The organism is Catellatospora sp. TT07R-123 (genome assembly GCF_018327705.1).
In the GTDB taxonomy this organism is placed as follows: domain Bacteria; phylum Actinomycetota; class Actinomycetes; order Mycobacteriales; family Micromonosporaceae; genus Catellatospora.
On the sequence record NZ_BNEM01000001.1, the window covers coordinates 400,713 to 416,820 of the forward strand.

General features: G+C 72.1%; 15 protein-coding genes and 2 pseudogenes. 6 read left to right on the forward strand and 11 right to left on the reverse strand.

Features of this window, described 5'->3' with window-relative positions; all coding sequences use genetic code 11:
* The first annotated feature begins 47 nt into the window (after nt 1-47).
* Nucleotides 48-1,040, forward strand: a complete 993-nt coding sequence (locus tag Cs7R123_RS01705) for a hypothetical protein (RefSeq protein WP_212822919.1) — start codon at nt 48-50, stop codon at nt 1,038-1,040.
* 97 nt (nt 1,041-1,137) lie between these two features.
* Here the strand turns inward: Cs7R123_RS01705 and Cs7R123_RS01710 are convergent, their stop codons facing one another.
* From Cs7R123_RS01710 to Cs7R123_RS01725, 4 genes are all read right to left on the reverse strand, one after another.
* Entirely contained in the window at nt 1,138-1,368 is a 231-nt protein-coding gene (locus Cs7R123_RS01710) for a hypothetical protein (RefSeq protein WP_212822920.1), read from the reverse strand.
* Complete coding sequence (locus Cs7R123_RS01715) at nt 1,365-2,252, reverse strand: carbon-nitrogen hydrolase family protein (protein WP_212828732.1); 888 nt, start codon at nt 2,250-2,252, stop codon at nt 1,365-1,367. The genes Cs7R123_RS01710 and Cs7R123_RS01715 overlap by 4 nt, the downstream gene beginning before the upstream one ends.
* A gap of 167 nt (nt 2,253-2,419) precedes the next feature.
* Complete coding sequence (locus Cs7R123_RS01720) at nt 2,420-2,848, reverse strand: nitroreductase family deazaflavin-dependent oxidoreductase (RefSeq protein ID WP_212822921.1); 429 nt, start codon at nt 2,846-2,848, stop codon at nt 2,420-2,422.
* A 111-nt stretch (nt 2,849-2,959) separates the two neighbouring features.
* Nucleotides 2,960-3,301, reverse strand: coding sequence for a MerR family transcriptional regulator (locus tag Cs7R123_RS01725; protein ID WP_212822922.1), 342 nt, complete (start codon nt 3,299-3,301; stop codon nt 2,960-2,962).
* Nucleotides 3,302-3,362: 61 nt separating this feature from the next.
* Between Cs7R123_RS01725 and Cs7R123_RS01730 the strand changes: the two genes are divergently transcribed.
* Nucleotides 3,363-4,427, forward strand: a complete 1,065-nt coding sequence (locus Cs7R123_RS01730; protein WP_212822924.1) for a 12-oxophytodienoate reductase — start codon at nt 3,363-3,365, stop codon at nt 4,425-4,427.
* 62 nt (nt 4,428-4,489) lie between these two features.
* Here the strand turns inward: Cs7R123_RS01730 and Cs7R123_RS01735 are convergent, their stop codons facing one another.
* Entirely contained in the window at nt 4,490-5,944 is a 1,455-nt protein-coding gene (locus Cs7R123_RS01735; RefSeq protein ID WP_212822926.1) for an Ig-like domain-containing protein, read from the reverse strand.
* Nucleotides 5,945-6,127: 183 nt separating this feature from the next.
* Between Cs7R123_RS01735 and Cs7R123_RS01740 the strand changes: the two genes are divergently transcribed.
* Nucleotides 6,128-6,760 (forward strand): M23 family metallopeptidase, encoded by a 633-nt coding sequence (locus tag Cs7R123_RS01740; protein WP_212822927.1) that lies wholly within the window; start codon nt 6,128-6,130, stop codon nt 6,758-6,760.
* A gap of 29 nt (nt 6,761-6,789) precedes the next feature.
* Here the strand turns inward: Cs7R123_RS01740 and Cs7R123_RS01745 are convergent, their stop codons facing one another.
* Together Cs7R123_RS01745 and Cs7R123_RS01750 are read right to left on the reverse strand one after the other, a co-directional pair.
* Entirely contained in the window at nt 6,790-8,919 is a 2,130-nt protein-coding gene (locus Cs7R123_RS01745; protein WP_212822928.1) for a sigma-70 family RNA polymerase sigma factor, read from the reverse strand.
* Between the two features lie 211 nt (nt 8,920-9,130).
* Nucleotides 9,131-10,903 (reverse strand): cellulose binding domain-containing protein, encoded by a 1,773-nt coding sequence (locus Cs7R123_RS01750; protein ID WP_212822929.1) that lies wholly within the window; start codon nt 10,901-10,903, stop codon nt 9,131-9,133.
* Between the two features lie 329 nt (nt 10,904-11,232).
* On the opposite strand from Cs7R123_RS01750, the gene Cs7R123_RS01755 reads away from it, so the two are divergent.
* On the forward strand, nt 11,233-11,625 hold the full coding sequence (locus Cs7R123_RS01755) for a hypothetical protein (protein ID WP_212822930.1): 393 nt from the start codon (nt 11,233-11,235) through the stop codon (nt 11,623-11,625).
* A gap of 90 nt (nt 11,626-11,715) precedes the next feature.
* On the opposite strand, the gene Cs7R123_RS01760 is transcribed toward Cs7R123_RS01755, so the two are convergent.
* The gene (locus tag Cs7R123_RS01760; RefSeq protein ID WP_212822931.1) at nt 11,716-12,015 is read right to left on the reverse strand and encodes a cupin domain-containing protein; all 300 of its coding nucleotides are present in this window, start codon (nt 12,013-12,015) and stop codon (nt 11,716-11,718) included.
* Nucleotides 12,016-12,203: 188 nt separating this feature from the next.
* Nucleotides 12,204-12,839 (reverse strand): TetR/AcrR family transcriptional regulator, encoded by a 636-nt coding sequence (locus tag Cs7R123_RS01765; RefSeq protein ID WP_212822932.1) that lies wholly within the window; start codon nt 12,837-12,839, stop codon nt 12,204-12,206.
* Between the two features lie 137 nt (nt 12,840-12,976).
* Between Cs7R123_RS01765 and Cs7R123_RS41040 the strand changes: the two are divergent.
* Both Cs7R123_RS41040 and Cs7R123_RS41045 read left to right on the forward strand, forming a co-directional pair.
* Nucleotides 12,977-13,141, forward strand: a pseudogene (locus Cs7R123_RS41040) (FAD-dependent monooxygenase); the annotation flags it as partial.
* Between the two features lie 89 nt (nt 13,142-13,230).
* Nucleotides 13,231-13,715, forward strand: a pseudogene (locus tag Cs7R123_RS41045) (FAD-dependent monooxygenase); the annotation flags it as partial.
* A 287-nt stretch (nt 13,716-14,002) separates the two neighbouring features.
* Here Cs7R123_RS41045 and Cs7R123_RS39885 read toward each other — a convergent pair.
* On the reverse strand, nt 14,003-14,599 hold the full coding sequence (locus Cs7R123_RS39885) for a signal peptidase II (protein ID WP_244871546.1): 597 nt from the start codon (nt 14,597-14,599) through the stop codon (nt 14,003-14,005).
* A gap of 78 nt (nt 14,600-14,677) precedes the next feature.
* A complete protein-coding gene (locus Cs7R123_RS01780; RefSeq protein ID WP_212822934.1) occupies nt 14,678-15,985 on the reverse strand; it encodes a Dyp-type peroxidase in 1,308 nt (435 codons plus the stop codon).
* Between the last annotated feature and the right edge of the window lie 123 nt (nt 15,986-16,108).

Sequence of the window (16,108 nt, forward strand, 5' to 3'; positions counted from 1 at the left end):
CACTCACCGTTACTTTCGGTCATCCCCATCGATGGGAGGCACCACCGATGCAACCGCTCCTCAGCCGGCGGCAGCTCCTGGCGGCAGGCGCTGCCGCAGGCGCCGCAGCAGCCGGCGGGCTCGGCGCCGTGGCCCTCGGCAGCCCCGCCCACGCCGCACCGGCCGGATTCCCGACCTACCAGTACCTCGGGACCCCGTTCGACAAGGCGAGCCTGCGCTACAACCCCACCAACGAGCTCATCTTCCCGTGCATCCGCGGGGTGTACGACAAGATCAGCTCACCCCTGGGCAGGTACTACCTGTACTACGCCCCGCACGACGCGCCCGGCGGCATCTGCCTGGCCTACGGCGACTCCCTCGGCGGGAAGTTCACCGAGTACCCGAACAACCCGATCGTGGCCAACGTGTGGTCGCCGCACTACTCGGTCAGCCACGTGTCCAGCCCGCACGTCATCTGGAACGCCGCGAACAGCAAGTTCTACCTGTACTTCCACGGCGAGAACGACACCACCCGGATGGCCTGGTCCACCGACGGCGTGCACTTCACCTACTTCGGGCGGGTGCTGCACACCGGCGTCATCCCGGGTGCGACCGAGACGTCGTACGCCCGCGTCTTCGAGCACGCCGTGCCGGGCCTGGGCAACAAGTACGTCATGGTGTTCATGGCCGTCACCTCGGGCACCCGCAAGATCTTCTGGGGCTGGTCCGCCGACGGCAAGGCCTGGTCCTACGACCCGACGCCGCTGGTCACGCCCGGCCCGGACGGGCAGACCGACATCTCCGGGGCGCACCTGCTCAAGCGCAACGACACGGCGTACATCGTCTACCACGGCAACGGCGGCGACATGTACCTCACCGAGGTCGGCAACTCCTTCGACCGCGAGGTGCACCTCGGGGTGTTCCACTACGCGCTGGACGCCTCGCCCGACCGCGGGCGCAGCGCCGCGCCGTCCTTCGGCACCGACGGCGGCGTGCAGTACATGTTCTACGAGGCCGGACCCCGCCTCGACGCCACCATCGCCGTCGCCCGAGCCGTCTGACCCGGTCGACCCTGCGAGCACCCGCGTGCCGCCACCCGGCGGCCTCGGGGCCGAGCAGCCGCCGCGCCGTCGGCGGCCGCTCGGTGGGCGGGTGTCATCAGCAGGTGGAGGCGGAACTGATCGCGATCCACTTCGAGCCGTAGAAGTCGGTGCTGCTGTCGTTGATGCGGCGGCTCTCGCCGGGCATCAGGCAGATGACGGTGCCGGACTGGAAGTAGACGTAGGCGACATCGTCGTGGCGGGTGTTGACCACCCAGGGCGAGTACCACGCGGCCTGGGCCACGTTCTGGTCGTTGGGGTACGTCACGACCTGGTACTTCGCCGTCACGTAGAGCGCGGTGCCGAGGGAGTTCCAGTCCTCGAAGCAGACGTACGGGTACGGGCAGGGCTCGGCCGCGGCCGCCGGGCTGGCGACGTTGCCGTGGGCGATGAGCCACTTCGGTGGTAATGGAGCGACAGCACGTCCTGGCGGCGCTGCCCGAGATACCAGTTCCCAGCCTCGTCCGAGTCGAGGACGTGCCGCAGCAGGCCGGTGCGCCCTGGGGCGAGTTCGCCGAGCACCTCACCGCGCGGGGACACCACCATGCTCGGGCAGTGCTGATCGGGATGGGCGATGTTGGCGGACGCGAGGAAACGCTGATTCTCGGCCGCCCGGCTGATCAGATGGCTCCGCCAGACACCTTCGGGCTCGCGGGTGTTGGCGGCGTTCGTGAGGTACACGAAAAGCTTGGCACCGGCCGTCGCCAGGTGCTGCCACTGCTCGGGGAAGCGGATTTCGCGGCAGAGCTGCATTCCGGCGGTGACGGTTCCGTCACGATGCGGGACGTCAACGGTCGGCAGGGCGTCGCCGGGGAGCAGCCGGCCGCGTTCGTTCATCGCGAGATTGATCTTCCGGTAGACCTGGTGACGGCTGCCGTCAGCCGGGAAGAACAGGCCCGCGTTGCACCATCCGCCCGCCTGAGGAAGCAGCGAACCGCAGAAGACGTGCGCCTGTCGGCGGACGGCTAGCCGGGCCACCTGGGCGACGGCGTCGTTCACCTCGGCGGGGTCCAGCCGGTCCAGCGGCGCCAGATCCTCGCCGTACCCGGACAGCATCCCCTCCGGCAGGATGACGACGTCGCCGGAGGCAGCCTCGCCGAGGACATCCTGCACCGTGCCCAGATTGGCGTCGATGCTCCAGACGACGGGAACCTGGGCGATCATGATGGACATCCGCACCGGATCATCCTGGCCGCTCCACGTGTTCCGCGAAAGGGGAGCTTGATGCCTTCCGCCGGGCCGCACCGATGCGCCGGTCAAGAAAGACCGTGGCGCAGACCCGGCGACCGGCGTGCGGCGAAGCTCGCCAGCGGTCGGGAACTGGCGAGCTTCGGGCCCGGTCACCCAGCCGTGACGCGGGTGAGTTCCAGGACGGGGATGGTCCGGATGCCCTTGGTCTTCTCCGCGTACTCGGCGAAGCCGGAGTAGCGGCGGGCCTGCTCGGCGTAGGTGCGGTCGCGCTCGTCTCCGGCCAGCTCCCGCACGCTGACCGGGTAGGTCTCGGTGCCGACCTCGACGGCGCCGCGCCCGGCCGTGGTGAGGTTGTAGTACCAGTCGGGGTTGGTGGGCGCGCCGGCCTTGGACGCGAACACGTAGATGACGTCGCCGTCGCTGTCGTGCGGCAGGTACATCATCGGGTTGACCAGCTCGCGGCCGCTCTTGCGCCCGAGGTGGTGGACCAGCACCATCGGGGCCCCCGTGAACGGGCCGCCGACCTGGCCCTCGTTCGCGCGGAACTCGTCGATCACCTTCGCGTTCCAGTCGTCCATGGAATGCGCCTCGCCTTCTCGTACCGAATGGATGCTCGGGTCCATCTTCGCCCCCGACGGCGGCCGACGTGCCGCAGGTGGCGCACATGCATCAGCCACGGACGCAGGGCATCAGACGTGGTAGTGCTCGACCAGGTCGGCCAGGACGGAGCGGGTGCGGTGCAGGGAGTCGAGCTGCTCTTCGACCCGGTGCAGTTCGGCGCGCAGGCGCTCGGCCAGCCAGGGCGTGCGGAGGGACCTGTCGCTGATGCACGGCAGCACGTCGTGGATCGTGCTGCTGGACAGGCCGGCGGCGAGCAGGGACTGGATCAGGGTTACGCGCTCGACGGCCGACTCGTGGTAGTGCCGCTGCCCGCCGCTGCTGCGCTCACTGGCCAGCAGCCCCTGCTCTTCGTAGTAACGCAGTGATCTGGCGCTCGCGCCGGTGGCCGCGGCCAGGTCGCCGATACGCACGGTTGTGCCTCCCGTCACAGGACTTGCCCCTGACGTCAATGTCAGGTTTTAGCGTAGCGCCATGACCGCGACCACCGATCTGCTGGGCTCTCTGCTCACCCCCACGACACTGGCCGGGCTGCCGTTGAGCAGCCGGTTCGCGATGGCGCCGATGACCCGCTTCCGCTCCCCCGGTGGTGTTCCGACGCCCGAGGTAGCCGCGTACTACCGGCGGCGGGCCGAGCACGGCGTCGGGTTGATCATTACCGAAGGGGTGCTGGTCGACCACCCGAGCGCCGGGCACCAGGCGACCGTGCCGCGGCTGACCGCCGGGGCGGCCGAGGACGGCTGGCGCCGGGTCGTCGAGCAGGTGCACGAGGTCGGCGGCCGGATCGCCGCACAGCTGTGGCACCTGGGCAGCGCGCGGGAGCCCGTGGACGGGTTCCCGGCCTGGACGCCGTCCGGCGTGCCGGGCGGCAGCCGACCGATGACCCCCGCCGACATCGACGACCTCCTCGCCGCGTACGCCCGTGCCGCCGCCGTCGCGGTCCGGGCCGGGTTCGACGCGCTGGAGATCCATGCCGCGCACGGCTACCTGCTCGACGAGTTCCTCTGGCCGCACACGAACCGCCGTGTCGACCGGTTCGGCGGGTCGCCGGCCGCGCGGGCGGTGTTCCCTGCGGAGGTGATCCGGGCGGTCCGGGCGGCGATCCCCCGCGATATGCCGCTCATCGTGCGGTTCTCCCAGTTCAAGGAGCGCGACTACGCCGCCCGGATCGCGGACTCCCCCGCCGAGCTGGCGGTGATCCTCGGCGCCTTCGCGGCGGCCGGGGCGGACGTGCTGCACGCCTCCCAGCGCGACTTCGCGGCCGCGGCGTTCGCCGGTTCACCGCTGAACCTGGCCGGTTGGGCGAAGCAGCTCACGGGCCTGCCGTCCATCACCGTCGGGTCGGTCGGCCTGACCCGCGACTTCCTCGGCTCCGCCGCCCGGCGTGCGCTCGTCGACCGCCTCGATGCCGGGGAGTACGACCTCGTCGCGCTCGGCCGGGTGCTGCTGGGCAACCCGGAGTGGGTGACGCACGCGGCAGCGGGCCGTCTCGACCTCATCCGCGACTACCGCAAGTCGGACGAGGACACGTACTTCTAGGCCGCGGACGGAAAGCACGCCGGTGGGCCCGCGAGCAGCGGGCCCACCGGCGTGATCAGGGGTTACGGTCGCTGGCCGTGGCCGTACGGCTTCCGCACGACGACCTGCTCGGCCGGGTCGCCGCAGCTGGTGGCGACGGACAGGTTGCCGTCGTCGCCGCTGTACTCGGCCACCCACTGGTAGGTGCCGGGCGCGTGGGGCCGGAAGCTGCCGGACACGTACCTGCCGTTGCCGTGGACCTGCACGACCGAGGTCGCGACGGGGGTACGGGCGCAGGTCGCGTCGCCGGGGCCGTACAGGCGGAACGTGATGGTGCCGGTCGGGGCGGCGCCGCCGGACAGGGTCGCGGTGTCGAAGACCCGCTTGCCGACGAACGTGTCCCGCGAGGCGTCAGTGACCAGCCTGGGCGTGACGGGCGCGCCGCGGACGACGACGGTCTCGGCCGGGTCGTCGCAGGCGGTGGAGACCCCGGCGTTGTTCGCGTCGCCGCTGTAGGCGGCGTTCCAGTGGTACGTGCCGGCCTGGGTCGGCGTGAAGTCGCCGGAGGCGTACGTGCCGTCGCCGTCGACGGTCACCGGGTCGGAGGTGAAGACCGGGTCGCTGGTGCACTCGTCGTCGTTCGGGCCGAACAGCGAGAAGGTGATGGTGCCGGTCGCCGCGTCGCTGCCGGACAGGGTCGCGGTGTCGCTGACGGCGCCGCCGAGGTCCACGTCGGCGGAGGCCTGGGTGGTCAGGTCGGGCGCGGTCAGGACGTCGAAGTCCTCGTCGGCGTCGCTGCACGCGGTCCCCGCGGGGCCGTTGTTCACGTCGCCGCTGTAGTCGGCCCGCCAGCGGTAGTCGCCGACGACGGTCGGCACGAATCCGGCGGACTGGTAGGAGCCGTTGCCGGTCACGGTCGTGGTGGAGGTGGTGACGGGCGCCTCCTCGCAGATGTCGTCGCCGGGGCCGTACAGGTTGAAGGTGACGGTGCCGGTGGGTGCGAAGCCGCCGGTGAGCGTCGCGGTGTCGAAGACGGTCCCGCCGAGGGGGACGTTGCCGGACGCGGCCGTGGACAGCGTCGGCTGGGCCTGGTTGACCGTCACCTGCTCGGCGACGTCACCGCAGGTGGTCGCCCCGGTCTGGCCGGAGGTGCCGGCGTAGGCGGCGACCCACTGGTACGTGCCGGCGGTCGCGGGGGTGAACGGGCCGGACCCGAAGACGCCGTTCCCGGCGGTCGGCACGGGTCTGGTGAGGACGGGATCGTTGCTGCAGTCCGTGTCGTCCGGCCCGAAGAGCTCGAACGTAATCACACCGGTGTCCGTCACCGGGTCGACGCCGGACAGGGTGGCCGTGTCCGAGACCGACGCGCCGATCGTCACGTCGGCGGAGGCCTCGGTCGTCAGCAACAGCACGGCCGCTCGGAACTGGCCGGCCGGGGCTGCGGCCGCGGCGGAGCCCGTGGCGGCCAGGAGGGCCAGGCCCAGTAGTGCGCCGTGTGCCACCAGGCGGGTCGTCGGTTTGGATCGTACGGGTCGCATGCCTATCTGCCTCCGGTCGAATGGTCCGCTAGCTGCGGAAACGCCGAAACGGAGCATATGACCGACAAAGGCAGCCAATATGGCAAAAGCGTCATATCAGGTTTTTTCTCGCATTCGGTCGCGGCCTCCGGCCCGGCCGCGCACGTCGTGGCGGCTTGCCGGGGTCTGCCACCATCTGGGGCGATGACCGTCTACCACGCCACGAGGGGCCGCCGCCGCAACCGGCGGCGGCGCGTGCTGCTCGCCGCCGGCGTCGTGCTGACCGTGCTCGCCGCGACCGGCGCGGTGATGTGGTTCTGGCCGGCGGGTCCGCGCCCGGCGTTCCAGCTGCCCGTCGCGTGCGGCGAGAAGTGGCAGCTCGGCACGTATCCGGGGCACGGCGACTACGACGTCGACATGTTCCCGATGCAGGGCGGGGCGGCGTGGGGCCGGCCGGTGCTGGCGTCCTACGACGGCGAGGTCGTCGCGGCCGGGATCAACGGCCGGCTCGGCGGGCGCACGCCGGAGAACCCGAACGGCCCGCGCGGCAGCGGCGGCGGGTACTGGGTGAAGATCGACCACGGCGGGCGCTGGGTGACGGCGTACATGCACCTGCTGGAGCCGCCGATGGTGCAGGTCGGCCAGCGGGTGCGGACGGGCCAGCAGATCGGCAGGGTGGGCAGCACCGGCGACTCCGGCGCCGCGCACCTGCACTACGAGCAGCGCCGCGGCTTCCAGAAGACGGAGTCGTTCTTCGACGGCCAGGCCTCGGGCATCACCCGCGACGACCGGGAGTACTCGGTCCTGCGGGTCAGCGCCAACTGCACCGGCCGCTGACCGGGCGGCCGGGGAGTCCGGCGGCGGTGCTAGCCCCCGGACAGGTCGGCGCCGATCCCGGTGCGGGTGGCCAGGAAGCTGGTCCCGGGAAGCGTGCCGTCCGGGGCGCGGGGGCCCTCGGCGGTGCGCGGGTCGGTCGATCGGAACAGGTCCGCGGTGGCGTCTCCGGTCTGCCACGAGTTGCCCTGCGAGGTTGCGGCCGCGCTGACCGCGTCCGGCGCGCTGTTGCCCACGGCGGCGTTGTCGCGCAGGGTGCCCGGGGCCGCGCGGAGGAAGAAGCCGACGCCGCCGTTGCGGAACGCGGTGTTGTGGCTCAGCTGCATCGCCCCCTGGTCGTCCCCGTCGTCGAAGCCGTGGCCGGCGTTGTCCCAGGCGGCGTTGTGCCGCAGCACGTGCGCCGCGGTCGCCGCCCGGTCGCCGCCGCCGATGCTGAAGCCGACGCCGTCGCTGTGCCAGCCCGGCAGGTTCCACCGGTTCACGCCGTTGCCGTACGACCGGTTGTACTCGACGGTCAGCGGGCTGGCGAAGTCGTTGAAGTGGAAGCCGTCGTCGGCGTTGCGGAACGCCCGGTTGCCGCGGATCAGGTTGCCCGTGCCGGATCCGTTTGTCACGGCGAGCCCGAAGCCGACGCTGCCCGGCGCGGCCGGGTCGCGGTTGCCGAAGAAGTCGCAGTCGAGGACCTTGTTCCCGACCGTGCCGTCGTCGCGCAGCATCAGCGACGACCGGACGTTGTCGTGGATGGACAACCGCTGGAAGACGTCGTACCGGCAGGAGCGGCAGACGTAGGCGTGGCTGCGCGAATTCATGATCTCCAGGCCCTGCACCGTCACGTGGTCCGCCCGCTGGGTGATCATCCACTTGTCGGCGGGCACCCTGCTCGCGTCGATCACCGGCTTCTCGTCGCGGTAGTTGCTGATCGTGATGCGCTGCGTCGCCGTACCGCTGGTGCTGATCTCGACGGGTGCGACCGGCCGGTAGGTGCCGCCGCGCAGCGCGATGGTCTGTCCGGCGCGGACCACGGCGACGGCCTTGCCCAGGGTCGCGTACGGCCTCGCGGCGCTGCCGTCGCCCGTGTCCGAGCCGTTCGGCGCCACGAAGATGTCGGCCGCGTTCACCCCGATGCCGACAGCGCCCGGCGTGGCGGAGGCGCTGGGCGCCGCGGCCCGCGGGCTGGCCCCGACCGGCGACGGCCGCCCGGAGCCGGCCGGGGCGACGAACGCGGGGGCGGTGTCCCCGTTCGCCGGGGCTTCGAGCACCGCGTACGCGATCACCCCGCCGGCCGCGACCGCCACCGCCGCGGCGGCCGCGACGGCCTTGTGGGAGAGATACTGCTGGACCGCGGCCCACGACCCCGCCTTGGCACCTCCCGCGGCCGACGCGGCGGCCAGCGGCAGCGCCACGATGCCGAGCAGCAGGTCCTCGGGGGTCACCAGCCCTCGCGCATACCGGTGGCAGCTCGCGCAGTCGCGTACGTGCCGGACCAGCCGCTTGCGCCACAGCGGGTCGGCGACGCCGTTCCAGCCCTGGACGACCTCGTCGAGGTCGGGGCAGCGCGGTGCGGCCCGCAGCGCGCGTACCACGGCCCGGACCGCCTCCAGCTGCGCCCTCATCCGCTGCACCCGCACCGCGACGTGCTTGGCGTTGACGGACAGCATCGCGGCGAGGTCGGCGCGGCTGAGCTGGCCGACGGTCTCCTGCCACCACAGTGACAGCAGCCGCTGGTCGTCCCCGTCCAGCCAGCGGGCCGCCTCCACCAGCTCCCGCCGCTGGTCGGCGAGCATCAGCTCGGACACCGTCCGCTCGGCGAAGTCGCCGTCCGGGTCGGCCGGCTCGGCGACCGGCTCCTGGCCGCGCGACAGGTCCGAGGTCCGCCGGCGCAGGAGCGCCTGCACCTCCCGGTACGCGATGGCGAGCAGCCAGGAGCGGAACTTGTCCGGTTCGCGCAGGCCGGCCAGCCCGTGCAGCGCCCGGACGAGGGTCTCCTGGACGACGTCGTCGACGTCGGCGTGCCCGTTGAGCGCGCGGCCGACGAATCCGCGCAGCACCGGCAGGTGCACGGAGATGAGCTGGGCGAACGCCGCCTCGCTCCCCTCCTGCGCGGCCCGGACGAGGGCGTCGACTTCCGGGGTGGGCTGGTGGCTGTGCCTGCGCGTCTCCATCGTGTCTCCTCCAGTGCGGACCCCTGGTCCCCGGTCGGCGTCGCCGCCGGAAGGGCCTGCGCGATGCGCCGCAGCGGTTGTCGGGCCGCGGCACGGGGTCGGCGAACGGGCAAAGGCCGCCTCAGGCCGGGTGAAGGTATCACCGGGCTGAGGCGGCTGGAACGGGCGAAAGCCGCGCCCTGGCGAGCGGCACGGCTGGCGGCATCGGCCGTTACGGGCTGGTGCAGGTCAGGGCTGGTGTCGTCGCGGTGCCGGTCGCGGTGAAGCCGAACGTGGTGGTCGCCGAGGCCGCCAGCGCGCCGTTGTAGGACTCGTTGGCGACCGCCACGGCCGTGCCGCTGATGGTGAGGCGGCCGCTCCACAGCTGGGTGACGGCCTGGTCTGCGCCCAGCGTCCAGCGGACCGTCCAGCCGCTGATGGCCGAGCTGCCGGCCTTCACCGTCGCCTCGCCCTGGAATCCGCCGGGCCAGGAGTTGGTGGTCTGGTAGGTGGCGGTGCAGGCGCCGCCGGGCGGTGGCGGCGTCGGCGTCGGGCTGGGCACGGCCGTCGGCGTGGCGGACGGCGTCGGCAGCGATCTGCTGCCCTGGGCCGCGTAGTCGAGGTACTCCTCGATGTTGCGGTAGCCGTCGCCGTCGGCGTCGCCGTTGTGGTCGTCGCTGCCGGGGTTCAGCCCGCTGGCGGTCTCCCATGCGTTCGGCATGCCGTCCCGGTCGGTGTCCCAGCCGCTCGGACTGCTGACCTGCGCCGCGTTCCACAGGTTGTTCCACTCGGCGGAGTTGGGCTCGTTGATGACCGAGCCGCTGGTCGAGCGGGTCTCGCCGACCACCCGGGTGTCGACGGCGTCGCGCGCCCACCAGAACGCGCCCGCCCCGTCCAGCACCTTGGTCAGCGCCGTGCCCGCCGACTCGGAGGTGATGTTCGGGACGTTGAAGCGGCTCGTCTTGTGCGTCGGCACGTCGGTGAAGCGGTCCCAGGCGATGTCCACGCCGTTGGCCAGGTTCGCGTCGCCGTCGTAGTCGGCCCGGTTGCCCGAGACGTACGCGGCCGTGCCGGTGGCTCCGGTGTAGACGGCGGGGTTCCCGCTGTTCTGCCGCAGGTAGGTGTTGCCGACGAAGTTGGCGTTGGCGAGCTGGTCGGTGCCGCTGTAGCCCTTGCCCTCGAAGACGACGTTGTTGCTCCACTCGACGTTGTTCACCGCACCGGTCTCGTTGCCGAGCCGGGGCAGGCGGCTGACCTGGTGGGCGAACAGGTTGTGGTGGTAGGCGATGTTCGAGCCGGTGACGTCGCTGCCGACCAGGGCGCCGAAGCTGTGGCCGTTGTAGTTCAGGCCGTCGGAGACGATGGCGTACTGCACCGTGACCTGCCCGGCGGCGTCGCTGACGCTGATGCCCTCGTCGTCGGCCCAGCTCACCGAGACGTGGTCGACGATGACGCCGTCGCCGGTGATCCAGATCCCGTCGTTGGTGGCCGTGCCGGGGTTGGCCTGGTCCTTGCCGGGGCGGAACTTCAGGTGCCGGATGACGACGTTCCTGCCGGTGACCTTGGTGGCCTGGCCCATGATGGTGATCCCGGGCTTGGGCGCGGTCTGGCCGGCGATGGTCAGGTTGCTCGCGTTGATCGTCAGCCAGCCCTGCCGGCCCGCCGGAGCGAGCTTGATGGTGCCCGCCACGTCGAAGACGATCGTCCGACCGCCGCTGGGCGCGGTGTTGATGCCGTAGCGCAGCGACCCGGCCTGCGGGCTGCCGGCGTTGTCGGTGAGGTTGGTGACGTGGTAGACGTCGCCGCCGCGGCCACCGGTCGCATACATCGCCGGGCCTGCCGCCCCCGGGAACGCCGCCACCGTGGCGGCGCTGGCCGGCGGGCTGCCTGCCACCACCCCGGCCAGAACGAGAAGGCCGGCCACGGCCGACGCCGCGGCGGCGCGGACGGACCTCGGCAGACCGGGCCGCCGCACCGAGGTCCCTGCGAACCTGAACCTTGACATGTTCCTCTCCTTGATCGTGCCGGGCGGGACGGATGGAACGCAGGCGGCACAAGCCGCTGCGCGCCCGGCTGTCGGGGACGGACTGCGCCCCTCCTGCCGTAGACGCGCGCCAGCGCCGCCGGATAACGGAAAACGGATCGCCTACGCGGATCGCGGGGTCGCCGCGGGGTCGCCGTGGCGGAGGAGGCGCTGATACATCCAGGTCACCCGATCGGGCGGGACGTCCGGAAACCGACGAGAGGTATCCAGGGGCACCGGTGCGCCATCTGTCTTCCCGTACGCCGCGACCGTCGGCCACCGGCCGACCGGCATCCGATCAGGAGAGCACCGTGACCAGTCCCTACGCCCAGCCCCCGCACACGTTCCAGCAGGTCGTCGCCAAGTGGAACGCCGACGAGCCCACGTACGACCTGATGCACTACTACGACTCGCTGGACAGGAACTACAGCTTCGACGGGACCTTCTGCTACAGCTACGAGGTCGAACTGGACGGCTGGCGCTACATCGTGCAGGCGCACGTGCACGTCGAGAAGAACAAGCCGAACTCCAGCGGGAAGGTCTTCATCCCGGGCCTGAAGGGCAACGACATCGCCACGCCGAGGTGGGTGGTCGACCTGTCGCCCGCGTACGACAAGACGACGTACCCCAACAACTCCTCGACCGACGCGAACTACCGGACGAAGCTCTACGACGGCGCCTACCGGTACCCGACGAAGCTCTGACCCGGCCCGACGAGCGCGGAGGGCCGACCCGGATCACCGGGTCGGCCCTCCGCGCTCCTGCCGCCGCCTGGCGGGGACCGGATGGGACGGTCAGTTGAGGGAGAGTTCCCGCACCGTCGAGCGCTGCCCGCCGCACGCGCCTTCCAGCAGGTGCACCGACTCCTGCTCGTGCGGGTCGGTGCGGGCGACCACGACGACGACCGGCTCGGCACCGGTGACCGGCATGTGCGGCACGTCCGCCGGGATGTAGACCAGGTCGCCGGGCTCCAGGACCTGGCTGGACTCCAGCGCCTGCCCGTAGCGGATGGTGTGCGTGCCGCTGACCACGTAGATGCCCGACTCGTGCCCGGCGTGGACGTGCGCCACCCCCTCGGTGTGCGGCGGGATCATCAGCACGTGCAGGCAGAGCCGACGGGAGCCGCACGATTCGGCGGAGATGCCGTGAAAGAAGAACCCGCCCTGCTTTCCTCGGTAACCAGCTGACGACCTGCGCAACACCGTGCATTCCATGGCATTTGTTCTACCGGGCCGGAGCTGCCGGAACGCCGTCTGACACGCCACGTCGGCGGCCGCGGGCGTCAGGCGGGCAGGCCGGCGAGCGCGCGGTCGATCGCGGCGAAGCCCGCCGTGTACAGGTCGGCGAGCGAGGCGTTCACCGCCGTGTGGTCCTCCCCCGCGGTGATCCGGCGGGCGCCGGTCAGGAACACCGTCCGGTAGACCGACACGACCGCGGCGGCGGTGAACCTGACCCGGAAGCCGCCCGGGTCCGTGCCGGCGGCCTCGCCGAGGAGGTCCGCGATGAGGTCTTCGAGCTCCTGGACGAACTCGCGGGCGCGCGCCTGAAGGTTCGGCGATTCCACCACGACCCGCCAGAAGCCCGCGTAGTCCGGTTCGGCGTAGCCGCTGAGGGGGTTCCGCCGAGCGAGCAGGTCGAGGAACATCGCGCGCAGCGCCGGCAGCGGCGGCGTGCCGCCCCGGTCGCGCAGCGTCGTGGTGACCAGCTCGACCAGGTTGGCGAACCGGTCGAAGAACAGGTCCTCCTTGCGGGGGAAGTAGTTGAAGACGGTCTTGGTCGAGACGCCGACCGCCTGCGCGATGTCGGCGACGGTCACCGCGTCGAAGCCGCGCCGCGCGAACTGCTCGGTCGCGACATCGGTGATGAGCTGCCGTGTCTGCCGCTTCTTGCGTTCGCGCAGTCCCAGGTCCGTTTCCACGTGGCCATCCTAGCAGAAGTTGCACTTGCTAAAACTTTTTAGTGACAGTATGTTTTTAGCAAAGGCAAGATCACTGGGGAGGAACCATGCAGGAGTACGCGGACGTCGTCATCGCCGGGGCCGGGCCGGTCGGCCTCATGCTCGCCTGCGAGCTGCGGCTGGCGGGAGTCGACGTGGTGGTCGTCGAGCGGCGGACGGAGATCGATCAGACGATCAAGGCCGGTGCCGTCACGGCGCCCACGGTCCAGGCACTGGACCGGCGCGGCTTCCGCCCGCAGCTGGAGGCCGCCCGCGCGGCGGCCCAGGAACGGATGGCGGCCTTCCTGGCAGCGGCCGGCCCGAAGCCGGACGGGGCGGGTGCGGGCCGGGCCGGATCGCGGCGGCCTGGCTCGTGGGCTGCGACGGCGGACGCAGCCGCGTCCGCAAGCTGGCCGGCTTCGACTTCCCGGGCACCGACCCGGAGATCACCGCGTACCAGGCGATGGCACAGCTGTCGGGCACCGAGCAGCTGCGCGGCGGCTGGCACACCACCCCCACCGGCGTGTACGCCTTCGGCCCGTTCCCCGGCCGCGTCCTGGTCGCCGAGTTCGACGGGGCACCGGCCGACCGCGACGCCCCGGTCACCGCCGCCGAGCTTCAGGCCGCCATCCGGCGGGTGACCGGCGCCGAGGTCACCGTCGAGGCGGTCCAGACGGCGACCCGGTTCACCGACAACGCCCGGCAGGCTTCGGCGTACCGGAAAGGAAGGTCCTGCTGGCCGGCGACGCCGCCCACGTGCACTCGCCGTTCGGCGGGCAGGGCCTGAACCTGGGCCTGGGCGACGCGATGAACCTCGGCTGGAAGCTCGCGGCGACGGTGCGCGGCTGGGCTCCCGCGGACCTGCTGGACACGTACACGGCCGAGCGGCACCCCATCGGTGCCTGGGTGCTCGACTGGACCCGCGCGCAGATCGCCGTCATGCGCCCGGACCCGCACGCGCGGGCGATCCGCGCGGTGCTCGCGGACCTGGCGTCCACCACGGACGGCGCGACCTACCTGGCCAAGCGGATCGCGGGCGTCTGGCAGGGCTACGACCTGCGCGGGGATCATCCGCTCACCGGCCGCAGCGCGCCCGACCTGGAGTTCGCCGACGGCAGCCGGCTACGGCGTCCCGGCAGAGCCGGTTACGGCGTCCCGGCAGGCTGCTCCGATGCGGTCCCCGGCTCGGCCGCGGGCCCGGCCATCGGGATGTCGCGCAGGCTGAGCACCACCATCAGGACCACACCCAGCACCAGCGCGATGTCCGCGACGTTGCCCACGAACGGGCCGTAGTCGATGAAGTCCACCACGTGGCCGCGGGCGAAACCCGGCTCGCGCAGCAGCCGGTCCGCCAGATGGGTGGCCGCCCCACCGAGGACCATGCCGAACCCGACGGCCCAGCCCCGCGACCGCACCCGGCGGGCGACGTAGGTGATCGTCACGACCGCCGCCGCCGCGAACACCGCCAGCACCCAGGTGTACCCGGTGCCGATGGAGAACGCCGCGCCCGGGTTGTAGGTCAGCCGGAGCTGGATCAGGTCGCCGATGACCGGGACCGGCGCCCGGCCCGTCAGCGCCGACACCGCCCACCACTTGGTCAGCTGATCCACCGCGACCAGCGCGGCCGCCAGCGTGAGCACCGTCGCGAACGGCCGCGAGATGCGGCGCCGCGACGCGGGGGCCGGCGGTGCGGACTGCCCTGTTGCCATCACGATCTCTCCGTACGCCGTCGACCAGCTCACCGGCTGGCAACCATAACGCATGCCGGAAGGCGGTCTGCGGAGAGAAGTTCACGGGTGCGGTCGCCTGCCGGTGGCCGGTCAGCCGGTGAGGCCGCCGAGCCAGCGCAGCGCGCTGATGCCGGGCAGGAACGCGTACTCGCCGCCGCGGGTGGTCACGAACCGCGGCAGGTCCACCAGCTTGCGGCGGACCGGGCGGCGCGGGATCACGTACTCATCGGGTCCGTCGCCGGTGGCGGCGATCGGGTCGCGGGCGGACGCCGAGCCGAAGAAGACGCCGTCGTTGAGCCACTGCGTCTGGGCGAACTCGAACTGCCGCCCCGGGTGGGCGCCGACGAAGGCGAACATCAGGCCGCGGTCGACGCCGTCGTCCTCGACCGCGCCCTCGGCCAGCGGCGGGCCGTACGCGGTCCCGCGGCGGATCATGCGGTGCAGCCGCACCTCGCCGGCGACGGCGCCGTCGCGCGGGTTGGCCCGGCGGGCGTGGCACCCGCCCGGGGTGGTGAACCCGCCGGCGTCGTCGGCGTAGCCGAAGGTGTTGTTGCGCAGCCGGTCGGCGCCCAGTGCCGGGTCGTCGCGCTCGGGTGCCAGCGCCAGCGGGGCGCCGCTGCGCCACCGGCCCATCATCTTGGCCGCCAGGAGCTCCTGGTCGGCGGCGTCGGCGGCGCTGCCCGCCAGGAAGCGGCGGAACGCCGCGACGTCCTGGTGCAGCTTGCGGAACACGACGTAGCTGCCGTTGCGGCCCAGCACCTCCGGCTGCGTGGTCTGCGTGCCGCCGAGCTCGTCCGGGTAGCCCAGCACGAACTCCCCGGCGGCCAGGGGCCGCTCCAGCTCGTTGGAGCCGGGGATGCCGCTGCCGGCGACGGCGGGATGGCTGATGCCGTCGCGGTAGCCGAAGTGCTCGGTCTCGGTCGGCGGGGCGTAGCAGTCCTGCCGCCAGATCGCGGTGATCCCGGTGAGCTGCTCGTAGGCGGGCCGGGCGCGATCGATCGCGGCATCGAGCCGCGGCTGGTCCGGGGCGAGGGCGACCAGGACCACGTGTACGTCGGCCGAGCCCAGGGGCTGTTCCCAGTGCTCGGGTGCGCTGGGCCCGATGTCGCCCAGCGCGGTGGCGCGGGCGGCCATGCCCTGCCGGAACTCCCACGCCATGCTGTCCAGCGCCTGCTGCGCGACGCCGAGGGCGCGCAGGCCCTGGCAGGTGAGGGCGACGCTGACCCACGTCTCGCCGAGCGGACCGGCCGGGTCCGCGGCCGAGGTGACCACGTCGGCGCAGCGGCGCATCAGCTCACGGCCGTGCGCCGGATCGTCGATGCGGAACAGGATGTAGGTCGCCGCATACGGTGACGGGCGCGGGCTGAGCACCCCGCGCTGGATGTCGTGCAGCTCCACGCCAGTCTCCCGGTCACCACCGGCGGCAGACCCTCCGCCGCCTTTCGTCAGCGTGAGTATCCCCATACCGTGGCCATAAATGGCCTGTTACCGGGAATTCGCCCTAAAACAGGCGCTCTGGCC